Origin of the sequence: Streptomyces changanensis, assembly GCF_024600715.1 — a bacterium.
In the GTDB taxonomy this organism is placed as follows: Bacteria; Actinomycetota; Actinomycetes; order Streptomycetales; family Streptomycetaceae; genus Streptomyces; species Streptomyces changanensis.
On sequence record NZ_CP102332.1, the window covers coordinates 6,513,093 to 6,536,987 of the forward strand.

At 72.7% G+C, this 23,895-nt stretch carries 22 protein-coding genes and 4 pseudogenes; 13 read left to right on the forward strand and 13 right to left on the reverse strand.

Annotated features, from left to right (window positions below):
* Positions 1–436: 436 nt before the first annotated feature.
* Positions 437–1,310: pseudogene (locus tag NRO40_RS28575) on the reverse strand (IS5 family transposase).
* Positions 1,311–1,358: 48 nt separating this feature from the next.
* Here NRO40_RS28575 and NRO40_RS30965 point away from each other — a divergent pair.
* The 3 genes and pseudogenes from NRO40_RS30965 to NRO40_RS28590 form a co-directional block, all read left to right on the forward strand.
* Positions 1,359–1,520: pseudogene (locus tag NRO40_RS30965) on the forward strand (IS701 family transposase); the annotation flags it as partial.
* Between the two features lie 313 nt (positions 1,521–1,833).
* Positions 1,834–2,642, forward strand: a protein-coding gene (locus NRO40_RS28585) for an IS5 family transposase (protein WP_107115276.1) whose coding sequence is annotated in 2 segments (ribosomal slippage) — positions 1,834–2,181 and positions 2,184–2,642 — 807 coding nt in all. Because the reading frame shifts where the segments join, the coding sequence is not laid out codon by codon here.
* A gap of 115 nt (positions 2,643–2,757) precedes the next feature.
* Positions 2,758–3,204, forward strand: coding sequence for a hypothetical protein (locus tag NRO40_RS28590; RefSeq protein ID WP_157901827.1), 447 nt, complete (start codon positions 2,758–2,760; stop codon positions 3,202–3,204).
* Positions 3,205–3,634: 430 nt separating this feature from the next.
* On the opposite strand, the gene NRO40_RS28595 is transcribed toward NRO40_RS28590, so the two are convergent.
* The 3 genes and pseudogenes from NRO40_RS28595 to NRO40_RS28605 form a co-directional block, all read right to left on the reverse strand.
* Positions 3,635–4,201 carry a P-loop NTPase family protein gene (locus NRO40_RS28595; protein ID WP_058942013.1) on the reverse strand — a complete coding sequence of 189 codons (567 nt, stop codon included), beginning with the start codon at positions 4,199–4,201 and terminating at the stop codon, positions 3,635–3,637.
* A gap of 89 nt (positions 4,202–4,290) precedes the next feature.
* The gene (locus NRO40_RS28600; RefSeq protein ID WP_257375546.1) at positions 4,291–4,419 is read right to left on the reverse strand and encodes a hypothetical protein; all 129 of its coding nucleotides are present in this window, start codon (positions 4,417–4,419) and stop codon (positions 4,291–4,293) included.
* 265 nt (positions 4,420–4,684) lie between these two features.
* Positions 4,685–5,501 (reverse strand): annotated as a pseudogene (locus NRO40_RS28605) (IS5 family transposase).
* Between NRO40_RS28605 and NRO40_RS30970 the strand changes: the two are divergent.
* Positions 5,489–5,639 (forward strand): annotated as a pseudogene (locus NRO40_RS30970) (IS256 family transposase); the annotation flags it as partial. The pseudogenes NRO40_RS28605 and NRO40_RS30970 sit on opposite strands and share 13 nt — an antisense overlap.
* A gap of 185 nt (positions 5,640–5,824) precedes the next feature.
* Here the strand turns inward: NRO40_RS30970 and NRO40_RS28610 are convergent.
* Both NRO40_RS28610 and NRO40_RS28615 read right to left on the reverse strand, forming a co-directional pair.
* A complete protein-coding gene (locus tag NRO40_RS28610) occupies positions 5,825–6,457 on the reverse strand; it encodes a hypothetical protein (protein ID WP_058941998.1) in 633 nt (210 codons plus the stop codon).
* Complete coding sequence (locus NRO40_RS28615; RefSeq protein ID WP_257375588.1) at positions 6,394–6,900, reverse strand: ATP-dependent DNA ligase; 507 nt, start codon at positions 6,898–6,900, stop codon at positions 6,394–6,396. The genes NRO40_RS28610 and NRO40_RS28615 overlap by 64 nt, the downstream gene beginning before the upstream one ends.
* Positions 6,901–7,780: 880 nt before the next feature.
* Here NRO40_RS28615 and NRO40_RS28620 point away from each other — a divergent pair.
* Both NRO40_RS28620 and NRO40_RS28625 read left to right on the forward strand, forming a co-directional pair.
* Positions 7,781–8,968, forward strand: a complete 1,188-nt coding sequence (locus tag NRO40_RS28620; RefSeq protein ID WP_058942012.1) for a spore photoproduct lyase family protein — start codon at positions 7,781–7,783, stop codon at positions 8,966–8,968.
* 124 nt (positions 8,969–9,092) lie between these two features.
* Positions 9,093–9,221: a hypothetical protein gene (locus NRO40_RS28625; protein ID WP_257375547.1), complete on the forward strand. Its 129-nt coding sequence runs from the start codon at positions 9,093–9,095 to the stop codon at positions 9,219–9,221.
* A 120-nt stretch (positions 9,222–9,341) separates the two neighbouring features.
* On the opposite strand, the gene NRO40_RS28630 is transcribed toward NRO40_RS28625, so the two are convergent.
* A complete protein-coding gene (locus NRO40_RS28630; protein ID WP_058941997.1) occupies positions 9,342–9,815 on the reverse strand; it encodes a mycothiol transferase in 474 nt (157 codons plus the stop codon).
* 243 nt (positions 9,816–10,058) lie between these two features.
* On the opposite strand from NRO40_RS28630, the gene NRO40_RS28635 reads away from it, so the two are divergent.
* From NRO40_RS28635 to NRO40_RS28645, 3 genes are all read left to right on the forward strand, one after another.
* On the forward strand, positions 10,059–11,156 hold the full coding sequence (locus NRO40_RS28635) for a RimK family alpha-L-glutamate ligase (RefSeq protein WP_058941996.1): 1,098 nt from the start codon (positions 10,059–10,061) through the stop codon (positions 11,154–11,156).
* Between the two features lie 381 nt (positions 11,157–11,537).
* Positions 11,538–12,122, forward strand: coding sequence for a carbonic anhydrase (locus NRO40_RS28640; RefSeq protein ID WP_058941995.1), 585 nt, complete (start codon positions 11,538–11,540; stop codon positions 12,120–12,122).
* A 14-nt stretch (positions 12,123–12,136) separates the two neighbouring features.
* Positions 12,137–13,645 (forward strand): SulP family inorganic anion transporter, encoded by a 1,509-nt coding sequence (locus NRO40_RS28645; RefSeq protein ID WP_107115078.1) that lies wholly within the window; start codon positions 12,137–12,139, stop codon positions 13,643–13,645.
* A 165-nt stretch (positions 13,646–13,810) separates the two neighbouring features.
* On the opposite strand, the gene NRO40_RS28650 is transcribed toward NRO40_RS28645, so the two are convergent.
* Positions 13,811–14,551 (reverse strand): S1 family peptidase, encoded by a 741-nt coding sequence (locus NRO40_RS28650; RefSeq protein ID WP_058941993.1) that lies wholly within the window; start codon positions 14,549–14,551, stop codon positions 13,811–13,813.
* A gap of 533 nt (positions 14,552–15,084) precedes the next feature.
* Positions 15,085–15,837, reverse strand: a complete 753-nt coding sequence (locus NRO40_RS28655; protein ID WP_058941992.1) for a helix-turn-helix transcriptional regulator — start codon at positions 15,835–15,837, stop codon at positions 15,085–15,087.
* Between the two features lie 54 nt (positions 15,838–15,891).
* Here NRO40_RS28655 and NRO40_RS28660 point away from each other — a divergent pair, with 54 nt between their 5' ends.
* Entirely contained in the window at positions 15,892–17,205 is a 1,314-nt protein-coding gene (locus NRO40_RS28660; RefSeq protein ID WP_079047024.1) for an MFS transporter, read from the forward strand.
* Between the two features lie 58 nt (positions 17,206–17,263).
* Here the strand turns inward: NRO40_RS28660 and NRO40_RS28665 are convergent, their stop codons facing one another.
* Positions 17,264–17,995, reverse strand: a complete 732-nt coding sequence (locus tag NRO40_RS28665) for a hypothetical protein (protein WP_058941991.1) — start codon at positions 17,993–17,995, stop codon at positions 17,264–17,266.
* A gap of 37 nt (positions 17,996–18,032) precedes the next feature.
* On the reverse strand, positions 18,033–19,115 hold the full coding sequence (locus tag NRO40_RS28670; protein WP_058942011.1) for an NADH:flavin oxidoreductase/NADH oxidase: 1,083 nt from the start codon (positions 19,113–19,115) through the stop codon (positions 18,033–18,035).
* A gap of 124 nt (positions 19,116–19,239) precedes the next feature.
* On the opposite strand from NRO40_RS28670, the gene NRO40_RS28675 reads away from it, so the two are divergent.
* The 3 genes from NRO40_RS28675 to NRO40_RS28685 all read left to right on the forward strand — a co-directional run bounded on the left by NRO40_RS28675 (position 19,240) and on the right by NRO40_RS28685 (position 21,584).
* The gene (locus NRO40_RS28675) at positions 19,240–19,599 is read left to right on the forward strand and encodes an ArsR/SmtB family transcription factor (protein ID WP_107115076.1); all 360 of its coding nucleotides are present in this window, start codon (positions 19,240–19,242) and stop codon (positions 19,597–19,599) included.
* Positions 19,600–19,727: 128 nt separating this feature from the next.
* Positions 19,728–20,387 (forward strand): lysophospholipid acyltransferase family protein, encoded by a 660-nt coding sequence (locus NRO40_RS28680; RefSeq protein WP_058942010.1) that lies wholly within the window; start codon positions 19,728–19,730, stop codon positions 20,385–20,387.
* Positions 20,388–20,597: 210 nt separating this feature from the next.
* Entirely contained in the window at positions 20,598–21,584 is a 987-nt protein-coding gene (locus tag NRO40_RS28685) for an aldo/keto reductase (RefSeq protein ID WP_058941989.1), read from the forward strand.
* Between the two features lie 152 nt (positions 21,585–21,736).
* Here the strand turns inward: NRO40_RS28685 and NRO40_RS28690 are convergent, their stop codons facing one another.
* Positions 21,737–23,224, reverse strand: coding sequence for a sensor histidine kinase (locus NRO40_RS28690; protein WP_058941988.1), 1,488 nt, complete (start codon positions 23,222–23,224; stop codon positions 21,737–21,739).
* Positions 23,221–23,886 (reverse strand): response regulator transcription factor, encoded by a 666-nt coding sequence (locus NRO40_RS28695; RefSeq protein ID WP_058941987.1) that lies wholly within the window; start codon positions 23,884–23,886, stop codon positions 23,221–23,223. The genes NRO40_RS28690 and NRO40_RS28695 overlap by 4 nt, the downstream gene beginning before the upstream one ends.
* Between the last annotated feature and the right edge of the window lie 9 nt (positions 23,887–23,895).

Consider the following 23,895-nt stretch of genomic DNA (forward strand, 5'->3'; position numbering starts at 1 on the left):
AGCCGCTGTTGGCGTCGAATTGACGCTGACTGCAGGAGCGTTCAACGCTCTTCGCGTTTTCGGTAATAACTTCGTGGGGGACGAGACAATCGCAATCAACATTACATCCACAACGCAATTTGTGAATGGCGGTCAATCGACAGCAGACAATAGTACGACAACCGTCGCGGTCGGTGGCAGCTTTAGCGTTTCTGTGGGTGTTCCATGCCCTGCTGGGGCATCGACAAAACATGTGGCGTACGCGACCGGCACTTCGAGTGGCAGAATTTCAAATTCAGCTGCCGCGTCTTGCTGAGGTGGCCCGGCGAGCAAGACGGTATCGCACACGGCTCCGTAGCCCTGGCTGGGTCGCTCGCTGCCCAGCCAGAGCTGCCCATGTCTTTCTCCGGGCTCCCGGAGTCCGGACAGAAGGAACGCATCGTGTGACGACCGAAGGTCACAGCCACTCGTTGATGGCCGCTACGAGGACAGTGGCCTCGTAGCGGACGGCGAGCTTGTCGTATCGCGTGGCAACGGCGCGGTTCCTCTTGAGGCGGTTGATTCCGCACTCGACCGCGTGACGCTCGCGGTAGTCGGCCGGGTCGAAGCGCGGTGGTCGGCCACCGCGGGAGCCGAGCTTCTGGCGGTTGCGTGCCTGGTCGGTCTTGTCGGGGATGGTGCAGCGGATCCCGCGGTGGCGTAGGTAGGCGCGGTTCTGCGGGAGGCGTACGCCTTGTCAGCCCGCACGCGATCGGGGCGGACGCGTGGCCGGCACGGCCCGATGCGGGGTACGAGGACCTTTGCCAGTACGGGTTCGAACTGCGGTGAGTCACCGCGCTGCCCGGCCGTGATCACGATCGCCATGGGCTTCTGGCCCTGCTCGACAGCCAGGCGGAGTTCGGTGGTGAATCCGCCGCGCGAGCGTCCCAGCCCGTGATCTCCGGGCTCGGTGAAGATGCCGTCCGGTGGTTCCTTCTGCAGGTCGCTCTGCTTGCGTGCCCCTGCCGCGTACTGATGGGCGCGGCACACGGTGGAGTCGACGCTCAGGTCCCACGTGATCGCGCCTTTCGCATCGGCCAGGGACTGGAGCCGGCTGAGGATGCGGTGCCAGGTGCCGTTCCGCTGCCATCGGCGGAACAGGTCGTAGACCCGGCTCCACAGCCCGTCTCGGTGGGCACATCCCGCCACGGAACTCCGGTCCGGACCCGGAACCGTATGCCGTCGATCAGCTGCCGCCGAGGCCAGACGGGCGGCCGACCCGCCTTCGTGCCCTTCGGCAGCAGCGGCTCCAGCACTGCCCACTGCTCGTCCGTGAGATCTCCCCGACCCATGAACGGTGATCATTCGCGCCCCAAGATCCACTTTCGATATACGCCCTAGGCTGGACTCTCGCCGAGCAGGCCGTCGAGCGGTGTCCGGACTGCATGCAGCGGTTGTTGAACCAGGCCGACTGGGACGCGGACGCGGTCCGTTGCGAGGTCCGGTCCTTCGTGGTGGAGCATCTCGCCGCGGACGACAGCGTGTTGATCGTGGACGGGACTGAGGGCACATCACCCTGGCCCTCGCGGCCGTCGCCCACCTGACCGCGCTGCGGGTCATCACCGGCCAAAAAGGGGGAGGCAACCACGACGGATCCGACTGAGTGTGAGCGAGATCAGCCGCCTGCCGGCCAAGGTCGTCCACGCCTCCGGCACGAGGCCGTACACATCCTGCACTGGTCACGCTGACGACGCAGTCACCAGCACCGAGCCCGCCTCAGCCACTACCGCCGCCGTGGCCACTGCTTCCCCACAACTGTGGCTGCAGTATTAAGACGTCATTTCAGTTGGCATGATCTTGCGGCAGTCTGGGGTGATGACTGCTGCGCTTGTCGAGCGGATGGCGCCGGAAGACCTGTGGACGTTGTTCCAGCGGGTGGTGCCGCCGGCGCCGGTCCGCCCCCAGGGTGGTGGGCACCGGCGGCGAGGTGACCGCGAGGTGCTGGCCGCGATCATCTTCGTGGCCACCTCAGGCTGCACCTGGAATCAACTGCCACCAGGCTTCGGACTGTCGGGCGTGACAGCCTTCCGCCGGTTCACCGAGTGGACCGAGGCCAGGGTGTGGGCCAAACTTCACCGCCTGGTCCTGGATGAACTCGGTGCCCGGGGTGAGCTGGACTGGTCGCGGTGCGCGATCGACTCGGTCAGCGTCCGGGCCCTCAAAGGGGGCAGCTGACGGGACCGAATCCGACCGACCGTGGCAAGAAGGGATCGAAAATCCACCTCATCGTCGACCGCCAGGGCCTGCCCCTGTCGATCGGCATCTCCGCCGCCAATCTCCACGACAGCCAGGCCCTCATCCCGCTGGTGTGCGGCATCCCGCCCATCCGCTCGCGTCGCGGCCCTCGACGCCGGCGGCCCGGCAAGCTGCACGGTGACAAGGGCTACGACTACCAGAACCTGCGGCGATGGCTCGCTTCCCGCGGCATCCGGCACCGACTTGCCCGCAAGGGCATCGAGTCGTCCCAGCGGCTGGGCCGGCACCGCTGGGTCGTGGAGCGGACCATGTCCTGGCTGTCCGGCTGCCGCCGTCTCCACCGCCGCTACGAACGCAAGCCGGAACACTTCCTCGCCTTCACAGCCATCGCCGCGACCCTCATATGTCACCGCCGACTAGCCAACTGAAATGACGTCTAAGGCCCGTGATCTCTCACCCCATCGCAGCTCCCGCACGAAGCCGCTCCACGCCAACCGCGCGCTACGGTGCAGTTCACACGTGGCAGGGAGCGACAGGGCGATCATGAACGACGAGACGATCAAGGTGGGCGACATCCTGCGTGTCAGCTGTGCCTTCACCCCTACACGGGTGGTCGAGATCTCAGACTGGAACGTGTCCATCGTCTGGCCATGGGAGCAGATCGATCCTGACTCTGAAGTCCGGTGGAACGGACAGTACGCCATCCCGCGCAAGCAAGGCTCCTCCGAGTCTCGGCTCAGCCTCTTCCAGACCGATCCTGCCCCCTGGACGCTATCTGCGGGCGACAGCTGCGGCGTGGGTATTCCCGAGCAGTTGGTACGGGTGATCGACATCGGGTATTGCGATCCGCCTCAAGACGTTGGGTGGCTGCCGCGGCCTCACACGATGTTGATCGTGCTGCCCGTCGATCACGAGGACCCCCGAGGTCTCGCTGAGGGCGACACAATCTCCCTACCATCCGTGGCGCCGGTCAGGTTCGAGCTTGTGTAGCAGCAACTTGCTCCAGCGGGTCAACAGGCTTGAGCGATCGGTCTGGTAGTCGCGGGTCACAGCAACTGCGGCTGCAGTACCAAGGGCTGTCCCGTGAATGATCTTTGAGTCGCCGCGCCGGCGTCGTGCAGCTCTGGACCCCGCAGAGCAAAGCTTTGGACGACCGGTACGAGGCGGCGACCGTCGACGACGACGGCCAGGCGCTCGAGCAGTTCCACAGGTTGCCCGGACCCGACCTGTGGTGGTGGCGGCGACACCCTCGCATCCTCAGCGGAGACCTCGGGCGTTCGCTTCGCTCGGTCGGCGCCATCGGCACTGACCCTGACATGGTATGACCTTCAGCCTCGTGGAGTTACGGGACGACTCGTAGTCACGGGACAGCTCTTGGCCCGGTTGAGCCGAAGCACGCTGGTTGTCACCTAGGCAGGCTTCATGGTGCCTGCGGGGCTTGACGCCGGCAGCTTGTTCTTCCTCGACTCTTGATGGCCTCTGCGATCTGCAGGGCGGCCTGGGCGGGTGTGAGGTGTGTGGTGTCGACGACCTCGGCCTCGGCGTGTAGCCACGTGCGGGCCGCCTCGGCGTAGGGCTCAAGGTATTGGAGACGGAATGGGGAGTCGGGGCCAAGAACGGTGTCGCCCGCGATGCGTCCGCGGAGGGTGTCCTGGTCGGCATGGAGGACGAAGTGCCGGAGTGGAATGGCATGCTGAGCAAGGCCCGAGCTGATCTCGTGCCAGTACTGCTCGACCAGGACGGTCATGGGAATCACCAGAGTGCCGCCGGTGTAGTCGAGAACACGTCGGGCGGTCTCGACCACGAGCGGCCGCCATGGCGGCCAGTGCTGGAAGTTGTCCGTCGCGGGCAGCCCCGGCGTGATGTCCATGAGTGTCTCGCCTACCTTCTCGGCGTCGAACACCCGTGAATCCGGGATCAGCTGCTGCACCAATGCACTGGTCGTCGTCTTGCCCGCGCCATGGGTGCCGTTGAGCCATACGATCATGAGGCTCGACGCTAGCGTCGTGCGGGCCGCGGGAACAGACACAGCAGAATTCGGGCTGGTGTGGGGCTGCTGGTCGCGGTGCTCGGCGGTCACTGCTTCCTGATGAAGCCGCAGGCGTCGACCTCGGTGAGGATGTCGAGCGTGACCAGGCGTTTCAGCTTGGCGCGGGTGCCCTCGATGTTCTGCGGCAGCAGTTCGGGGCCGAGTGCTTCGCACACGTCCCGGGCCCGCAGTGGTCCGGTCGCATCGTTGAAGACGCCGAGGATGCGGGGGTAGTCCGGGTGCTCGGGCAGGTCCGGCGGGACGGCCGGGAGCCGGTGGCGGGAGCGGAGGCGGCCTTCCGGGTGATCGCGAGGTGGTCGAGGTGGGTTTCGGCCTCCCGTAGCCGGGTCTGCAGTTCACTGATCTGGGTGCGGAGGTCGTCGGCCAGAGTCCGGGCGGCGTCCTCCTGGATGCCGAGCGCGTCGAGCAGGGGCTGGATGTTCACGCGCTCACCGCCTGCGCCTCGCGCCAGGTCGGGGTGTTCGCACCGGTGAGGCGGCGGGCCATGACGTGGGTCATCGCCCACTGGACCCAGGAGGCGGAGGAGGCAGGGCGGTGCTCGTAGTCGCGGACCAGGCGTCGGTGCAATCAGGATCCCGTAGGTCTGCTCCACCCTCCACCGCTTCCGCAGCGGGACGAACCCCGTCTCCCGCGGGTTGCGCTCGACGATCTCGACGTCGATGCCCAGGCGGTCGCCGTGCGCAATGACCTGTGTTTTGAAGCCCTGGTCCACCAGCGCCTTCTCGACGGTGCCGCCGGCGTTCTCTGCGGCCTGTTCCAGCAGGGCGATGCCCGCGGCGTTGTCGTGCGCGCTCGCGGCCGGCACGTTGACGGCGATGACCAGGCCGAGCACGTCCACGGCCAGGCCCCGCTTCCGGCCCGGCACCCGCTTCCGGCCCGGCACCCGTTTCGCCGGATCCCGGCCAGTCGTGGCGGCGGGGACCCCGGCGGCCGCGTGGACACTCTGGGTGTCCAGCACCACCAGGGTCGGGTCCTCTGATCGGCGCGCCCGCTCACGGACCTGGCAGCGCAGGAGCTCGTGGATGACCTGGTCAGTCCCGTCGTCCCGCCAGGCGGCGAAGTAGTAGTACGTCGTGCTCTTCGGCGGCAGGTCGTGCGGGAGGCAGGCCCACTGCCAGCCGGTTCGACCCTGGTAGAGGATCGCGTTCACGATCTCCCGCATCGCGTAGGCGCCCTGGTGGCCGCTGACCGAACGGTGCCGGTCCTTCCCTGCCGTGATCACGGGCTCGATCAACAACCGAGGTGAAGGCTCCGCGGGTGAGCGACAAGCGCGTCGACGGGACCACCGGCGAACACAAGCGGTTCTCCTCCGGTCCTGCCACCTTGGTGCCCAAGTCGCCGAAGATTTGCCGAGGTGCTGCCGCTGCTCTACCTCCCCACGCCGGATATGTGGCCAGGGCGTTTGCCCGGAGGCCGACGCGGCAGGCGCCATCGATCTTGCCGGGGCGACGGCCGACGGCCTGAAGATCGCGCAGGTTCTCTGGTCCAAAGGCTCCGCGCTCCGTGAGTCGTTCGGAGATGCGGCAGAGATGTTTCAGCTCTTCGACAACGGGCTCCGTGTCAGCGGTCTGAGGGGTCGAGGCTCCCTGCGCGGCCCGCAAGCCAGACCGCGATCCGCTGCCTGAACTCGCGGTTGACGTAGGGGCTTTCGTGAAGCGTGATCCATTCCAGATACTGCAGGACGTTCTCCGAGCGGTCCGGGTGGCCCACCGCGAGCACATTGACGTCGATCTCGCCTGTCGAGGCATGGACGTACACGCTGCCGTCGAGCGCCATCATGGCGAAGCCCGGGTGGCCCGCAAATACACCGAGGAACGCCGATGCCGCGCCCCGGCCCATGAGGTCCCAGCGGTCCAGGAGCCGCACCCGGGTCCAGACCGCGGGCGCGGGGCTACCGCCGTGCAGGTCTCGCAGGGCCGCTTGGTGCGTCCGGGTCCCCTGTGGAAGCTGGACGAGGAACTCGCGCTGGTGGTCGAGAAGGCCCGAGGATCGGGCGAGGTCGTACCAGTCCTGATTGAGCCGCTCGACGAGCCGCGGGGTGTCGTACCGGTGGGAGAATCCGCCGACGATGTCCTCGGCACGGTATCCGCCGACAAACGGCATCGTGCTGTCCGGCACGGCGTTCGGGATCACCTCGAGGCCGGCCCGCCGCAGCGGCCGGTACACCTTACGTTCGCGCTCCTGGGTACCCACCGGTCACTGTTTCTACCACGGCCGACGCGCCATGAATCTGCCGGCCGGGCGCTTCCTCGTTTCCCGACCTGAGCACCGGACATCTCGAGCACGTCGAAGACGATCAGGTGGGCCGGCCGCTCCGATGCCGCTTTCCCGGCCGTGGCGCCCCGGCGCCGGGCCCGTTCCTGCAGCGTGGGTAAGTCGAGGCCGTCCGCTCTCCACACGGCGAGCTCGGCGTCGAGGACTGCTTCGACGTCGAGCGACGACGCGCGGCCGCTCGCCGCGGCGGCCGCGGCCCGGACGAGCTCCGGGAAGGCCGGGCCGAGATCGGCGCCGCGCCTGGACTGGAGGTACGGCTGCGGTCCGGTGAACACAAGCACATGGAACCCGTCGGCCTTCTGCTCGAATAGCATGGGCCTCGCCCCGGGTGCCGGAAGGGCGGTAGCGGGACGGGCCGGCATCGGCTCGATCGGCGGTGAGAGGTGCACGCTTCCACTCCTACGCCCTTCGTGCTCCGTGCGCCGCCCCGCAGCGCCGCTCAAGACGACGAGCAGCGCAGGACGCGGACAAGGGGTGGTGGTCGAGTCCTCTGTGCCGGCGCACGTGGTACTGGCCCCTGGTGTGGACGTTCACCGACACGTTCTTGCCTGCGCAGACGCCGGGCCGGGCGGGTGGGACGGTCCTCGGCGGAGGCGCGGTGGGTCGGGGCGAGCGAGGTTGCGTTCATGGGTGTGCTCCTTCTTCCGGGCAGGTCGACTGCCGGCCGGACGGATGGGTGGGGCGGCCCGGCCCCGTGGCCGGGCCGCCGGTGAGGCGGGTGTGCTGCCGTCCGTGACGGCGCCGGGCTGGTCGGCCACCGGCGCCGCGGGGGCGCCTTCCCAGGAGGAGGCCCCTGCTCGGGCGAGCCGCCGTCCAGGGCTGAAGCCCGGCGATCCGGGCCGCTGGGGGCGGTGAGCATCATGGGAGCAGCCCGCCGGAAGCCGGACAAGCGGGTCCCGGCCGCTTCACCGAACTCGGGATCCCGACCCTCTGACCTGCTGGGACACGCCCGTCCCGGGACGGGAAGGGGCGCCGGGAGGGGTACGGGGCAGCGGGGGAGTGGGGAGAGCACGCAGGTGCGCGCTCCCGGCCCGCCCCGGGCCTGGCGCCGGGGAGCGCCGCGCCGCCCTTCCGTCCGCTCCCCGCCACGCCCCGGGTGATGCCGGAGCCCCTCCGTCAGCGTGTCCGATTTCGTACAGTAGGGAGTGGCTCGCCCATTCCCGGTGCGAGCGCGGGCGGACCCTGCGGCGGCGGCCGCGCGTCCTGCCCTCCGCCCCCCGGCATCGGAGCTCCCCCGTGGTCATGCGGCAACCCCCCAACGGCGCGGACGACGGCCAGGAGGAACTGTTCTCCGTCGACGAGCTGGCGGCGGCCGCTCGGCCCGGTGACGCGGGAACGGCGCGGCGCCGCGCCTTCCGGGACTCGCCGGAGGCCCGTCGGATGCTCGACGTGACCGAGATCCACGCCGAACCCGCGGCGGCCGCCTCGCACCGGGGCCGGCAGATCATCGCCCGCTTCCCCGAGGCCCGCGTGCTGGAAACGGACTCGCACTGGCGCATCCCCCACCTCCACGGCAACGAGGGCAACGTGGAGCGGTGGGTGCGGGTCAAGCGCCAGACGCTCGTCCTCGGCGAGCGCTCCTCCCTCACCACGCGCCCCAACGGCCGGTCGGCGGACTGGATCGCCCCCGGGCTGAGCAACGGGTGCGCGATGGCGTGCGCGTACTGCTACGTGCCGCGCCGCAAGGGGTACGCCAACCCCATCACGGTCTTCACCAACGTCGAGCAGGTCGTCCGCCACCTCGGCCGCCACGTCGCCGCCCAGGGCACGAAGCCCGAGCCGAACCAGTGCGACCCGCGGGCGTGGGTCTACGACATCGGGGAGAACGGCGACTGCTCCGTGGACGACCTGATCTGCGACAACACCGCCGACCTCGTCGAGGCGTTCCGCCGCTGGCCCACCGCCAAGGCGTCCTTCGCGACCAAGTTCGTCAACCCGGACCTGCTGGAGCTGGATCCGCAGGGCCGCACCCGCATCAGGTTCTCGCTGATGCCCCACGCCGACTCCCGGACGCTCGACATCCGCACGAGCCCCGTCGAGCGGCGCATCGGCGCGGCGGCGGACTTCCTCGAGGCCGGGTACGAGGTCCACTTCAACCTGTCGCCCGTGGTGGTCCGGCCGGGCTGGGAGCAGGACTGGGCCGACCTGCTGCGTCAGCTGGACGACGTGCTGCCGACACGCGTCAAGGAGCAGGCAAAGGCCGAGGTCATCATGCTGACCCACAACGACCGCCTCCACGAGGTGAACCTCGACTGGCACCCGCGCGCCGAAGAGCTGCTGTGGCGCCCCGACCTCCAGCAGCCCAAGGTCTCCCAGAACGGCGACCGGAACGTCCGGTACCGCAACACCGTCAAGTCCGCGTCCCTCACCACCCTGCGCGCTCTGATCGGCGCCGAGGCCCCGTGGCTGGACGTCCGCTACGCCTTCTGACCTGACCTGACCTGACCTGACCTGACCTGACCTGACCTGACCTGACCTGACCCGTCCCGCCCCCAGGCCAGCCGCGCCATCGCCGCGAGCACCACGCTCATCGTCGCCGGCCGAGCTCGTCGGCATGCCCGTGGACGCCCTGGTCGACGTGTACCCGTTGGACGAGCGGCAGCGCGACGGGCTGACCGCGTGGGCGGGCGTGGCGTTCGCCCCGGATGCCTACGACTACGTCCCGGAGGTCGTCGCGGAGTGACGCGGCCGAGGTCCCCGGGCGCGGCCGGACCGCGCCGGGGACCCGATGCCGCACGGCGCCGCCCGGGTCGCACGACCCGGGCGGCGCCGTCGTACCGGGGTGCGCCGGGGACGGACGGGGTCAGCGCTGGGCGGTGGTGTCGGCGCCGTCCAGCGCCTCGCGGATGATGTCGGCGTGGCCCGCGTGGTGGGCCGTCTCTCGGAGCAGGTGCAGCAGGACCCGCCGCACGGGCCGGTGGACGGTCTCCGGCGGGGACCCCGGGGTCCGGGGCGGGGGCACCGCGCAGTCCGGGTCCGGCAGCGCGGCGACCGCCTCCCCCGTCGCGCGGGCCGCGGCGGCGTACTCCTCCACCAGCCCGGCCGGCGTGTCGCCGCCCGCCATCCGGTACTGGTCCATGTCGAGCATCCCGTCCGGCAGCGCGCCGTCCGCCCGGACCGTGAACTGCGTCCACACCCGGTGGCCCGACGCCAGGGGCTTCACGCTCCCGCCCCGTGCCGGTTCGCTCACCGTGGTCCGCCGGGCGGCCTGCTCGTCGTCGACGCCGCGGATGGCGATCAGCAGTAGCTCCCGCTGCTCGGCGAGCGCGCGCAGCAACTCGCCGTGCTCGCCGTCGGGGAGGGGGGCGTGGGGCGGGGGGCGTGGGGTGGGTGGTGTCCTGCGAGGCGTTCCGCGTCGTCGTCATGGTGGCGACGGTGGGCGCCATGTAGGGCGGAACATGTCCGCGTGGGGACGGGTCCGGGCGGCGTCGGGACCGCAGTTACCCGCGTAGTGCCGTGATCGTTGTCGCTGGGGTCGCACGAGCACGTCGGCCGTGTCCGGATGCCCCAGGGAGTTCCCGTGTCGATCCCCACCCCCGCCCAGAGCGCTTCCCCGACCGGCGGTCCGGCCGGTGCCCCCTCCGCGCCACCCCCGTCGGGGTCGCCGTCCAGGACGTCGACCGGGTCGCCGTCCGGATCGTCGACCGGGGCGCGGGCCTGGCTGCTGCTGGGCGACCGCCTCGACCAGGATGACGTGACCCGCGAGCTGACCGCCCATCTGGACGCGGCGCTGGGCGCCGGCTTCGCCGTGGTGCACACCGGCTCCCTCGTCATGGGCGTCCGCTCGGGGAGGCTCACCCTGAGCACCCTCACCGGCACCCATGTGGATCCGCCGGAGGTCGTCTACGCCCGGCTGCCCACCCCCCGGCTCAGCGCGGACCGCGAGATCACCCTGTTGCGGCACCTGCGGGCCATGGGCGCGCTGCTGCTCAACCCGATCGACGCCGTGCTGTCCTGCGTGAACAAGTTCTGGCACCTCCAGCAACTCGCCGCCGCCGGACTGCCCGTGCCGGACAGCGTCACCTACGCGGACGCGCCGCTCGCCGCCGCCGTGGCGGCCAGCCCCTTCGAGCCGTGCGTGGTCAAGTCGGTGCGCGGCCACCGCGGCGACGGGGTCTTCCTCGCTCCGACCGGTGATGCCCTGGAGGACCTCTCCGGCTGCCTCCGGCAGGAGGTGCCTTACCTCTTCCAGGAGTACCGCGCCTCCTCCCACGGCCGGGACCTGCGGGTCGTCGTGGTGGACGGTCGCGCCGTCTGGTCCCAGGTGCGCACCGCCCCGGGGCGGCGGCTGAAGGCCAACCTCGCCCGGGGCGGGACGGCCACGGCCTGCCCCGGGCGGTACCCGCAGGCGGAGGACCTGGCGTGCCGTGCCGCCGGGACCTTGGGGCTCACCGTGGCCGGCGTGGACCTGCTCTTCATGCCGGACGGAGCGTTCGACATCTGCGAGGTCAACGCCAACGTCGCCTGGAAGGCGGCCGCGACCACCGTCGCCCCGGCCATCGTCCGGGCCGTGTGCGACCGGCTGCGGCGGTCCGCGCCGGGCCGCCCCGACGGCCGTCCGGGCCGTGCCGCGGGAGCGGGAGCGGGGGCGGACTCCGGTGCTCCGGCGCGGCGATGACCCCGGGGGCTGCGCCGGGGACCTCCCGCGCCACTGACCGCGCCCCCTCTGCGCCTCGGGCGCGGGGCGGTTTTCCGTCGACTTCTGGCTGTTTCCATTCGAAAACACCACCCGTTCAGAAACTCTTCACAGTCCGACCCCACCTGCGCCATTACTCTTCATTGACCTTGCCTTTAACTTTCCTTGGGTAAGCGCGGCAGCGCTTCCCCGTGAAGGGAGGTGGTGGTCCGCAGCCGTACTCGTCGAGACCCGGCGTGACGGCCCGCGCCCCGGTCGCCCGCTTCCCACCCCGGTCCCGGATGGCGTCCACCCCGACGCCCCCGCCCGACATCCCCCCCGTCAGCCCGACGCGCCGTCAGCGCGCGCCAGGAGGAATCACCCATGCAACCCCTCATCGACAACGCCCGCACGTTCGGACAGCGCCCTGAGGAGTTCGCCGGACTCGCCGAAGGCCAGTCGCCCGGCGTCCTGTTCATCACCTGCTCGGACTCCCGGGTCGTCCCCGCCCTGATCACCGGAGCGCGTCCGGGTGAGCTCTTCGAACTGCGCACGGCGGGCAACATCGTGCCCCCGTACGGCACGGGACGGCCCTCCGGTGAAGCGGCCACCATCGAGTACGCCGTCGAGGTGCTCGGCGTACGGGACGTAGTGGTCTGCGGCCACTCGCACTGTGGCGCGGTCGGCGCCCTGGTGCGCGGCGACGACCTGAGCACCGTCCCGGCCGTCCGCGACTGGCTCGCGCACGCGGCGCCGGCACCCGCCGGGCACCGCGCGGACGACGACCCGACGGTCGCGGGACCCGTGCAGAACCACGTGCTGGCGCAGCTGCTGCGGCTCCGCTCGTACCCGTGCGTGGCCCGACGTCTGCGCGAGGGGCGGATCACGCTGCGCGGCTGGTACTACGAGGTCCACACCGGCGCCGTGCGCGAGCACCGGGCGGCCACCGACACCTTCGAGTCCCTGTGAGGGGGGTGGGCACCGTGCGCGACCGCTTCCCCCACCTGCGGCAGGACGTCGCCGCCTCCCTGGTGGTGTTCCTCGTCGCCCTCCCCCTGTGCCTCGGCGTCGCCGTCGCCTCCGGCGTGCCCGCCGAACTGGGCCTGATCACCGGCATCGTCGGCGGCCTCGTCACCGGGCTGATGCGCGGCAGCAGCCTCCAGGTGTCCGGGCCGGCCGCCGGACTGACCGTGCTCGTCTTCGATGCCGTCCGCACGTACGGTCTGCCCGTCCTCGGTGTCATCGTCCTGCTGGCGGGACTGCTCCAGATCGCCATGGGCGCGCTGAAGTGGGGTCGTTGGTTCCGTGCCATCTCCCTCTCCGTGGTGGAGGGCATGCTGGCCGGCATCGGACTCGTCATCATCGCCGGCCAGCTCTACGCCGCCGCCGGCGTCGACGCCCCGGCTTCCGGTCTGGAGAAGGTGGCCCGGCTGCCGGGCGCGGCCGTCGAGGTCGTGCGCAGCCCGGCGGCCCTGGTGTCCTTCGCGATAGCCGCGGGAACGGTCGCCCTGATCGTCCTGTGGCGACGTCTGCCGGGCCGGGTCCGCGCGGTGCCGGGCGCGCTCGCGGCGGTGGTCCTCGCCGCGTTCCTCACCTGGTCGCTGGACCTGCCGGTCGCCACGGTGGAGGTGAACGGCCTGCTGGACGCCGTCCAGCCCCCGGGGCTCGACGCGTTCGCCGAACTGGCCGGACCGGGCCTCGTCGGCACGGTCCTCGCCTTCGCCCTCATCGCCTCCGCCGAATCGCTGTTCAGCGCGGCCGCCGTGGACAGGCTGCACGACGGGCCGCGCACCGCGTACGACAAGGAGCTCATGGCGCAGGGGGCGGGCAACACCGTCTGCGGCCTGCTCGGCGCGCTGCCGCTGACCGCGGTGATCGTACGCAGCTCCGCCAACGTGCAGGCGGGCGCGCGGACCAAGGCGTCCCGCGTGCTGCACGGCGTCTGGCTGCTGGTGTTCGCCGCCGCGCTGCCGGCCACCCTGGAGCTCGTGCCGCTCGCGGCCCTCGCCGGCATCCTCGTCCACGCGGGGTGGAAGCTGATTCCCTTCCGGGGCGTGGTCACCCTGTGGCGCTCGCACCGTGGCGAGGCGGTCGTCCTCGTCGTCACGGCCGTGGCCATCGTGACGATCGACATGTTCCAGGGAGTTCTCATCGGCCTGGCGCTCTCCGTCGCCAAGGCCGCCTGGGACGCGTCGCATGTCAGGCTGGACGTCGTGGACGCGGGCACCGGGCCCGTACGGGCCCGGCTCTCGGGGAACGCGACCTTCCTCCGGCTGCCCCGCATCCTCGACACGCTGGAGGCCCTGCCCCGCGACCGCAGCGTCGAGCTCGACCTCTCCGGTCTCCACCACCTGGACCACGCGTGCCGGGCCGCGCTGCGGTCCTGGGCGGAACAGCGGGGTGCGCCCGGCGGCGAGCCGGTCAGCATGACGGCGCTGCCGGCCCTGCCCCGCCAGCGGGACGGGCGGGAGGCGGTCGGCGCCGGCCGCTGACCGGTGCCGTGGCCTCGACCGAGAGGCGTGACCACGGCACACGGAGGCGGCGACCACGGCCGAGGGCGGTGCGGGCCGGCGCGCCGGGAAGCGCGCCGGCCCGCACCGCCCCGGTGTCCTCCCCCGTCGCGCGCGGCTCGTGGCGCGGCGGGGGAGGGGGGCCGGTCAGACGCCGGCGATGCTCTGGATCCAGGAGCGGTACGCGGTCACGTTCGTGTACGCGGTGGTGGTCTGCCGGTCGCTGGTGGAGGCGACGCCGACCTGCACGCCGTTCGCCATCATCGGGCCGCCGGAGTCGCCGCCGGCCGTGATGCCGTCGCCGCGGCGGGCGCAGATGGCCGAGCCGTTGTAGGCGTCGCGGCACCCGCCGCTCACGATGACGTTGGCGACCTTGAGGTACTGCGACTGGCAGTTGGCCTCGGAGCCGCACTGGGACGTCGCGCCCCAGCCGTACACCTGCACGGTCTGGTTGACGGACACGGAGCCGGGCTGGCCGAGCCGGGCGTAGGTGCCCGAGACGGAGCGGTCGAGCTTCACCAGGGACAGGTCCGACGAGGCGTGGTTGTAGACACTCACGCCGTTGGCGACCGTGCCGCCGCTGGTCTGGTCGAGGCTGCCGATGCGGAAGGACAGCCCGCCGCCGCCCACGCAGTGCTTGGCGGTGAGGATCCAGGTCGGGGCGATGATCGAGGCGCTGCAGGTCTGCCGGCCGTTGGAGAACAGGCGGGCCGCCCACGGGGCGTTGTTCGCGTAACCGCCGCCGATGATCGGCTGGACGGAGGTCCCGGACACCGCGGCGGGCGCGCTCTCGACCGTCGGCACCTGGGCGGTGGCGGTGGGGGCGGCGAGCCCGAGGACGGCCATCGCGGTGGCGGCGAGCGCCGGAACCAGTCTGCTTGTTCGCACGTGCGTCTCCCTTGTGTGGGGGTGGAGGCGTCCTTCATGAGGACTGCACTGCATACTTATGCAGCAGTGGGCGCACGCGACGGCCGGGTAAACCTGTCGCGTACATGCCATGTGCGGCTGTGGTGAATCTGACAGAAGGGCCGCCGTCCCCGCAAGGGTCCGGACCGGACCAACTGGCGGCGGCGGGTGGGGTGATGGGGGTCGTCGCGTCAAAAGGGCAGGTGGCTGCGGTATTTCCCGGCGCGGGGCGGGGTCGCCGGAGATCTGCGCCGGGGCGGCGGGGTTCGATCTTCCTGTGGAGAGCCGGGGGTGGGTCTTTTCCGGTGACGGTCCGTACGCTCCCGTGTACCCGTCGTGTCAGCGAGTTGGCTATCCGGGTAGATATGCGCTTTCCTGTATAGTGCCGAGAAATGGAACGGTCTCGACCGGAATGCAGTCGAAAGGGCGTTCCGGTAGGGAAGTCCGCCCTGTCGCAGGCGTTCCGGCGGCCGGACGGGCAGCCGCGTGGGCGCTGGGGGCGACGCCCGCGGGCGTCAGCGGGGCCGGCGCTCCCGGTACTCGCCGGGAGTGTGGCCGAAGACGCGGCGGAAGACGTCGATGAACGCGCTGGCGGACGACCAGCCGCACCGGTGCGCCACCGTGGTCACCGGGACGCCCTGCGCCAGCAGCACCAGCGCGCGGTGCAGCCGCAGTTGGGTGCGCCACTGGGGGAAGGTCATGCCCAGGTCCGCACGGAACAGCCGGGACAGGGTGCGGTCGCTCGCGCCGACCGCCCGGCCCAGCGCGACCAGCGTGCGCCGGTCGGCGGGGTCGTCCCGCAGCAGCCCGCAGACCGCCCCGAGGAGGGCCGAGGTGGGGGTCGGCAGGTGCAGGGGCTGCTGCGGCGAGACCCGCAACCGGTCCAGCAGGACGGCGCGCAGCCTGGCCCGTTCGGGGGTGTCGTCGAGCGGGGGCCGGGTGTACGCCAGGAGGAGCTCGCGCAGCAGCGGGTCGACGGTGAGGACGGTCGGTTCGTACAGCGCGAGCGGGTTGTCGGTCACCGGCAGGCCGACGAGGTGCAACTCCACCGACCCGTGCGCCTGATGGCCGTGCACGGTGCCCCCCGGTATCCAGATGGCGCGCGTCGCGGGGGCCACCCACGTGCCCCGGTCCGTCGTCACCGACAGCACCCCGCGCCCCGCGTGGACGATCTGGTGGTCGTCGTGCCGATGGGCGTCGATCACCGCTCCTGTGGCCATGCTCTGCACGCGGGTCGGCGCGACGGGCTGGTGGCGGATCTGCGTCATCGCCTGGCAGGTTATCGGAAGTGCGACAGGGGTCGGGCGGCGGACGATGGGGCCGTGCGGAGGAACAAACCGATCATCATGCTGTCCGTCGGGCACGCCTGCGTGGACGTCTACCAGGGCGCCGTGGCCTCGCTCGTCCCCTACTTCGTCGCCGAGCACGCCTACGGCTACGCCGCCGCGTCCGGCGTCGTGCTCGCCGCGTCCGTGCTGTCGTCGGTGGCCCAACCGCTGTTCGGGCTGCTCACCGACCGGTGGGCGATGCCCTGGCTGCTGCCCGTCGCCACGCTCCTGGCCGGGGCCGGCATCGCCCTGGCCGGCGTGGGCGGCTCGTACGCGCACACCCTGCTGTTCGTCGCGGTGTCCGGGCTGGGCGTGGCGGCGTACCACCCCGAGTCCGCCCGCGTCGCGCGTCTGGCCGCGGGCGGCAGCCACCGGGCGATGGCCTGGTTCTCCCTCGGGGGCAACGTCGGGTTCGCGCTCGCGCCCCTCCTGGTGGCGGCCGTCGTGGCCGCCGGCGGGCTGCGCATGTCGCCGCTGCTCGCGGTGCCGGCCCTGGTGGGCGGCGTCCTGTGCCTGCCCGCCATCCGCGCGGTACGGAAGGCCGACCGCGCCCGGCCCGGCGCGGCGGTCCCGGCCGGGCCCGACCGGCCGGGACCCTTCCTGCGGCTGTCCCTGGCGGTGGTCTGCCGGTCCGTCGTCTTCGTCGGCCTGAGCACCTTCGTCCCGCTCCTCGCGCGGCAGCGCACCGGCGGCGACGCGGCGGTCGGCACGGCGGCGCTGTTCGTCCTGTTCCTGGGCGGCGCGGTGGGCTCGGTCCTCGGCGGCGCACTGGCCGACCGCTGGGACCGTGTGACGGTCTGCCGCTGGTCGTACCTGGCCACCGCCGTCGCCGTCGCCGGGATCGTGACCGTGCCCGGCCCCGTGCTCCTGCTGTGCGTGGCGCTGGCCTCCGTCGGCCTCTACGTGCCGTTCTCCCTGCAGGTGACGCTCGGTCAGGACTACCTGCCGTCCCGGGTCGGCACCGCCGCCGGCATCACGCTGGGGCTCACCGTCAGCGTCGGGGGACTGACCGCCCCGCTCGTCGGGGCCCTCGCCGACGCGACCTCCCTCGCCACGGCGCTGAGCCCGTTGGTCCTGCTGCCCCTCGCGGCAGCGCTGCTCTTCGGGACGCTCCCGGAACCGGTCCCGCCCCGCCGCGGGGCGACGGCCCCGGGGGCCGGGGACGACATCGAGCCACACCCCCCAACGAACTCCCAGGCCCCAGCGAACTCCCAGGCCCCGGAGGCACCGAAGGCCGCGGTGGCCCCGGAGGCCGCCAAGACCGCGGAGTCCCTCCAGGCGCCGGGGGGCCGGCCGGCCCGCGAGTGAGTCGCTCCACCGGGGCGGCGACTCCCCACACCGGCCGCAACGGGGGCGTACCGGCCGCTCAGCCGACGGGGTCGCCGGGCTGCACCCGGTGCGCCTCCAGTCCGGGGGCCGCCAGCACCTCGGCGACCAGCGCCTCCGACCCGCCGACGTATGTGCTCACCAGGTCCACGTCGCCGCCCAGGCACCAGGCGCGGTCCTGCGGCCACCACAGGTCCGGCAGTTCGGCGAACGGGTCCAGGTCCGTCGGCGACACCGCGTCGGCGAGCGTGCCACCGAGGAGTACTTCGTCCCGGCAGGGCCTCTCGAAGAACGGCAGGTGGTCGAAGTCCCAGCGGCCGTAGCCGTTCCACAGGCCGTACCAGCAGTGGTCGGGGGTGCCGGTGTGGCGGGCGAGGACCGGGACGAGGGCGCGGGCCACGTCGGGCGGGGTCGGGCCCTCCACCGGGTGCTCGTCCCACACGCCGGGCAGGCCGTACACGGACGCGTTCTGGTACAGGGCGTCCATGCCGATCAGCTCGTGCCAGCGCGAGGTCGGCGCCACCCGCCGCCCGTGGGCCGCCGCCACCGTCGACCACCGCACGGGCCGCTCCTCCAGGGACGCGGGGTGCAGGACGCGGACGTACGCGGCGAAGCCGGGGGCGGCGACGCCCGCCACGGTCCCGAAGGCTCCCGCGCCTGACGGGTCGTGGCGGGTGAGCCAGCGCGCGGGACCGAGGTCGGCGGTCCGTACGCGCAGGCGTCCGTAGGAGTCGGGGGCGGGGTCCCGGTGTACCGGCGAGTAGTCGTCCACGCGCCCAGTCTGCCGGGCCCGCCGCCCGCCCGGGGGTTCAGACCGACCGGTGGTACGGGTCGGGGACGTGGACGTCGCCGCCGAGTTCTCGGGCGGCGTGCCGGGCCCACGACGGGTTGCGCAGCAGTTCGCGGCCGAGGAGGACGGCGTCGGCCTCGCCGTTGGCGACGATCTTCTCCGCCTGCCCGGGCTCCGTGATCAGGCCGACCGCGGCGACCGGCAGGCCCGTCTCCGCCTTCACCCGCGCCGCGAAGGGCACCTGGTAGCCCGGCCCGACCGGGATGCGCACACGCGGCGCGTTGCCGCCCGTCGACACGTCGAGCAGGTCCACGCCGTGCTCCTTCAGCAGCGCGGCGAACCGCACCGTGTCGTCGGCGGTCCAGCCCGCCCGCTCCTCCAGCCAGTCGGTGGCCGAGACGCGGAAGAAGAGCGGCAGTTCCTCGGGCCACACCTCGCGCACCGCGTCGACGACCTCCAGGGCGAACCGGGCGCGGTTGTCGAAGGAGCCGCCGTACGCGTCCGTGCGGTGGTTGCTGTGGGGGGAGAGGAACTCGCCGATCAGGTAGCCGTGCGCACCGTGGATCTCGACGACCTCGAAGCCGGCGTCGAGGGCCCGCCGGGCGGCCGCCGCGAACTGCCCGACCACCGCGCCGATCTGCTCCTCCGTCAGCTCGTCCGGCACCGGGTGACCCTCGTCGAACGCCAGCGGGCTCGGGGCGACCGGCTGCCAGCCGTGCGCGTCGGGGCCGAGCGGGGCGCCGCCCTTCCAGGGGCGGTCGGTGGACGCCTTGCGTCCCGCGTGCGCGATCTGCACCCCCGGGACCGTGCCCTGCCCCTTGAGGAAGCCGGTGATGCGGCGCAGCGCGTCGACCTGCGTGTCGTTCCAGATGCCGAGGTCGTACGGGCTGATGCGGCCCTCGGGGGAGACCGCGGTCGCCTCCAGCAGGATCAGGCCGGTGCCGCCGGCGGCGCGGGCCGCGTAGTGGGCGAAGTGCCAGTCGTTCGCGACGCCCGCGTGCGGGCCGGAGGGCTCGGCGCTGTACTGGCACATCGGCGCCATCCAGACGCGGTTGGGGATGGTCAGCGACCGCAGGGTGCGGGGCTCGAACAGTGCGCTCACGGCGGACTCCACTCGGGAAGGACGGGGACCGATGGACGGCTCGTACGATAACCTTCGTAGTACGCCACCTGTCAAACTACGAGGACCTTCGTACAATGAGGGACCCGACGAGTCTGGAGCCCCCGTGACACCCGTGACCGCCGCGACCGGCCCGCGCGAGCTCGCGCACCCCCCGCGCGACGACATCCGCCTCGAAGGCGTCCTCCACGCGCTCTCCGACCCGATGCGGCTGCGCGTGGTGCGCGAGCTGGCGGCGGCCGACGCCGAGGTGCCCTGCTCGCACGTGGAGCTGCCCGTCTCCAAGTCGACCACCACGCACCATTTCCGCGTCCTGCGCGAGTGCGGCGTCATCCGCCAGACCTACCGGGGCACGGCCAAGATGAACGGCCTGCGCCGCGACGACCTGGACGCCCTCTTCCCCGGCCTCCTCGACGCCGTCCTCGCCGCCGCCCGCGAGCAGACCGCCCGCCGCACCACCCCCTAGGGGACGTCTTCCCGCCCGTCCGCCTGGGTACGGTGACGTGCCCCACCCGAGTACGAGCGCTCAGGCCCCGTGCCGCCCGGCCTCCCATGATGGCGATCACCAGCCCACGCCACCGGGAGCCCCGCATGCTGCTCAGCCGCCTCGCCGACGCCCTCGTGCCCGCCTTCGGGCGCCTCTCGGTCACCGCGGACGACGGCGCGGAGCCGGTGCCCGGCAGCATCGTCGCCGCGAACCACACGTCGCTCGCCGACCCCGCCGTCGTCCTCGCCGCCCTGCGCCACCTCGGCGTGCAGCCCGTGGTGATGGCGACCGCCGGCCTGTGGCGCGTGCCCGTGCTCGGCCGCGCCCTCGCCCGCGAGGGCCACATCCCCGTCCACCGCGGCGACCGGCGCGCCGCCCGGGCCCTCGACCTGGCCGAGGCGGCCCTCGACCGGGGGCGCGTCGTCCTCCTCTACGCCGAGGGCGGCCTCCCGCGCCGCGCGGACGCCGCCGAGGCCCCGCCCGGCGCCTTCCGCAGCGGCCTCTCCCGGCTCGCCCGGCGCACCGGCGCGCCCGTCGTCCCCGTCGGCCAGGCCGGGGCGCGGCGGCTCGTCTCGGGAAGCGCCGCCAAGCAGCTCGCGGGCCTCGTCACCGCGCCACTGCGCCGCCCCTGCCTGCACGTCCACGTCGGCCGGCCGCTCACGCTGACCGGCGACGCCGCGACCGGTACGTCCCAGGCGCTGGGCGCCGTGACCGCTGCCTGGCGGACGGCGGCCGCCCACCTCGACGAGCCCGCCGTACGCCGCTGAGCGCCCTGACGGCCCCCCTTGGGGTGTCCCGCCGAACAGGTCGGCTCGCGCGCCCGGCGCGCTCCCTCGCGGGGGCGCCGTGTGATCCGACCGGACCGGCAGGACACCCCCTGGGCGGTGTGCCGCCCGGCCGGGCGGCCGGTTGACCTGGAGTGCACTCCAGCACCTAGCGTCACCGGCGGACGGATTCCGATCACGGGAGGCACCCGCATGACCGACGTACCCACCCGCCACCTGGGCGCCCTGGCGGTCTCCGCCCAGGGCCTGGGCTGCATGGGCATGAGCCACGGCTACGGCACCGCGGACGACGCGCAGTCGATCGCGACGCTCCACCGCGCCCTCGACCTCGGCGTGACCCTCCTGGACACCGCAGACTTCTACGGCGGCGGGCACAACGAGGAGCTGGTCGGACGGGCCGTCGCCGGCCGCCGCGACGAGGTGGTGCTGGCGACGAAGTTCGGCTTCGCCAACCGCCTGGGCGAGCCCACCCGCATCCGTGGCGACGCCGCCTACGTACGGCAGGCCTGCGAGGCGTCGCTGCGCCGGCTCGGCGTCGACCACATCGACCTCTACTACCTGCACCGCGTCGACCCGCAGGTGCCGATCGAGGAGACGGTCGGCGCCATGGCGGAGCTGGTACACGCCGGGAAGGTCCGCCATCTGGGGCTGTCCGAGGCCGGGGCGGTCACCCTCCGCCGGGCCCACGCCGTGCACCCCATCGCCGCGCTGCAGAGCGAGTGGTCGCTGTGGACCCGCGACCCGGAGGCGGAGGTCGCCCCGGTCTGCCGGGAGCTCGGCATCGGGCTCGTCCCCTTCTCGCCGCTCGGACGCGGCTTCCTGACCGGCCGTTACCGCTCGGTCGACACGCTGGCGGAGGGGGACATCCGACGCGGCCAGCCGCGGTTCGCCGATGGCAACATCGAGCGGAACCTCGCGATCGTCGCGCGGCTGGAGGAACTGGCCGCGGCGAAGGGGGTGACCGCCGGTCAGCTCGCCCTGGCCTGGGTGCAGCACCGCGGCGACGACGTGGTGCCGATCCCCGGCACCCGGCGGCAGCGCTACCTGGAGGAGAACCTCGCGGCCCTGACCGTCGAGCTGTCCGCCGAGGACCTCGCGGCGGTCGAGGCCGCGGCCCCGACCGATCGGGTCGCGGGCACCCGCTATGACGCGACCAGCCTCACCTTCGTCGACGGCTGAGACCCCGCCGCGCCGGCCCGCCGCCGGCGCCGACCCAGGCCGAGGGCTGCCCGGCCTCGGCGGGGCCTCCGCCGAGTTCCGCCAGGCCGCGCCGGCCGCGCCGGGCCGGGCGGCGCGGGCCGCGCACGAGCCGCCCAGATCGGCCCGCCCCGTCAGACCGGTCCCGTACCGGTCGGGGCCGGCTCCGTGCCGGTCGCCCCGGGCAGGGACAGGAGGAACCGCGCACCGCCGCCCTCCGCCGCGCCGACCGTGAGGGTGCCGCCGTGGCGCCCGGCCACGTCCCGCGCGATGGCCAGCCCGAGCCCGGCGCCGCCCTCGTCCCGCGTGCGGGCGTCGTCCAGCCGGACGAACCGTTCGAAGATCCGCTCGATGTCCGCCTCCGGGACGCCCGCCCCGTCGTCGCACACCGCCACCTCCACCCGGCCGGCGGCGGCCCGCACGGACACGGACACGGAGGCGGTCGCGTGCCGCTGGGCGTTGTCCAGCAGGTTGGCGACGACCCTGCGCAACTGCCCCGCCGACCCGGTCACCTCGCAGCCCTCCCCGTCCACCGCCACGGTGACGGGGAGGCGGTCGCCGTGGCGCCGCGCGACCTCCTCCCGGACCAGCTCCGCCATGTCCACCCGCCGCGCCGCCGGCCGCTCACCCGCGTCGAGCCTCGCCAGGAGCAGCAGGTCGGCGGCGAGGTGCTGGAGACGCTGGGTGTCCTGCACCGCCCCGTCCAGGTCGAGTAGTTCCGGGTGGGCCGCGCCGACCTCCAGCTGCGTGCGCAGCGACGCGATGGGGCTGCGCAACTCGTGCGAGGCGTCCGCGACGAACCGGCGCTGCCGCTCCACGGACGCCTCCAGCGCCGCGAGCGTCTCGTTCGTCGTACGGGCCAGCCGGGCCACCTCGTCCCGCGACGCGGGCTCGGGCACCCGGTGCGACAGGTCCTCGGACGCCGTGATGGCGGCCATCTGGCTCCTGATCGCCTCGACGGGCCGCAGGGCGCGGCGGGTCACCAGCCACGTCACCGAGCCGACCACGGCGAGCAGCACCGGCAGGCCGATCAGCATCGCGGTCCGTACCGTGCCCACCGCGTCGCGCTCCGCCGCGAGCGGCGCGCCCGCGTACACGGTGTAGGTGCGCTGGGTGACCCCGGACGTCACCTCCACCGCGGCGAACCGGTACTCCGCCGCCCGCCCCTCGACGGTGGCGCTGCCGGAGGTGAAGCGGGGCGGATCGGCGCTGACCTCGCCGCGTGCCGGCGCGTCGTCGTCGTTCCCGTCGGCGCCGCCGTCGGTGTCGTCCCCGTCGTCCTGGCCGCCGCCGGGCGAGGACGCCGACGAGGGCAGGGGCGCGACCGTTCGGCTCGACGTTCCCGTCACCGCCTCCAGCCCCTCGCTCACCGCCGTCACCCGGCCGCCCTCCTCGACTACCTGCACCGGCCGTTCGTCGCCGTCCGGGAGGTCCAGCCGGTCGAGCGGCCGGTCCAGGGCGATCTGGGAGGCGACCTCCCGCGCGGCGATCTCCGCCTGGAGGCCGGCCTGGCCGATCAGGTTCGAGCGGAGCACCTGGAGCAGGACGACGCCCACCGCCACCAGCGCGACGGCCACGACGAGGGTGGCACCGAGCGCGGCCCGCGCGCGTACCGACCTCACGGCGCCGCCACCAGCCGGTATCCGGCACCGCGAGCCGTCTGGATGCGGTGCGCGCCGAGCTTGCGGCGCAGGGCGGAGACGTACACCTCGACGATGTTCGGGTCGCCCTCGTACGCGAAGTCCCACACGTGCGCCATGATCTCCGGCTTGCCGACGACCTCCCCCGGGCGCACGGCCAGCTGTTCGAGCACGGCGAACTCCTTGGCCGTCAGCGCCACCTCGTCGTCGCCGCGGAAGACCCGGCGGGCGGCCGTGTCGACGCGCAGGTCCCCGACGCTGAGCACCGGCGGGGCCGCGCCCCGGCCCCGGCGGCGCAGCAGTGCCTTGACCCGGGCCACGAGCACCACGTACGAGAAGGGCTTCGTCAGGTAGTCGTCCGCGCCGGTGTCCAGGCCCTCCGCCTCGTCGTACTCGCCGTCCTTGGCGGTCAGCATCAGGAGGGGGACGTCGTTGCCGGCGGCGCGCAGGGCCGCGCAGACGCGGTAGCCGTTCAGGCCGGGGAGCATGATGTCGAGGATCATGAGGTCGTACGCCTCCTCGGAGGCACGGTGGAGCCCCTCCAGCCCGTCGTGGACGACATCCACGGCGTAGCCCTCGGCCCTCAGCCCCGCGGCGAGTGACGCCGCGAGCCGCTTCTCGTCCTCCACGATCAACAACCTCATGGGTTCAGG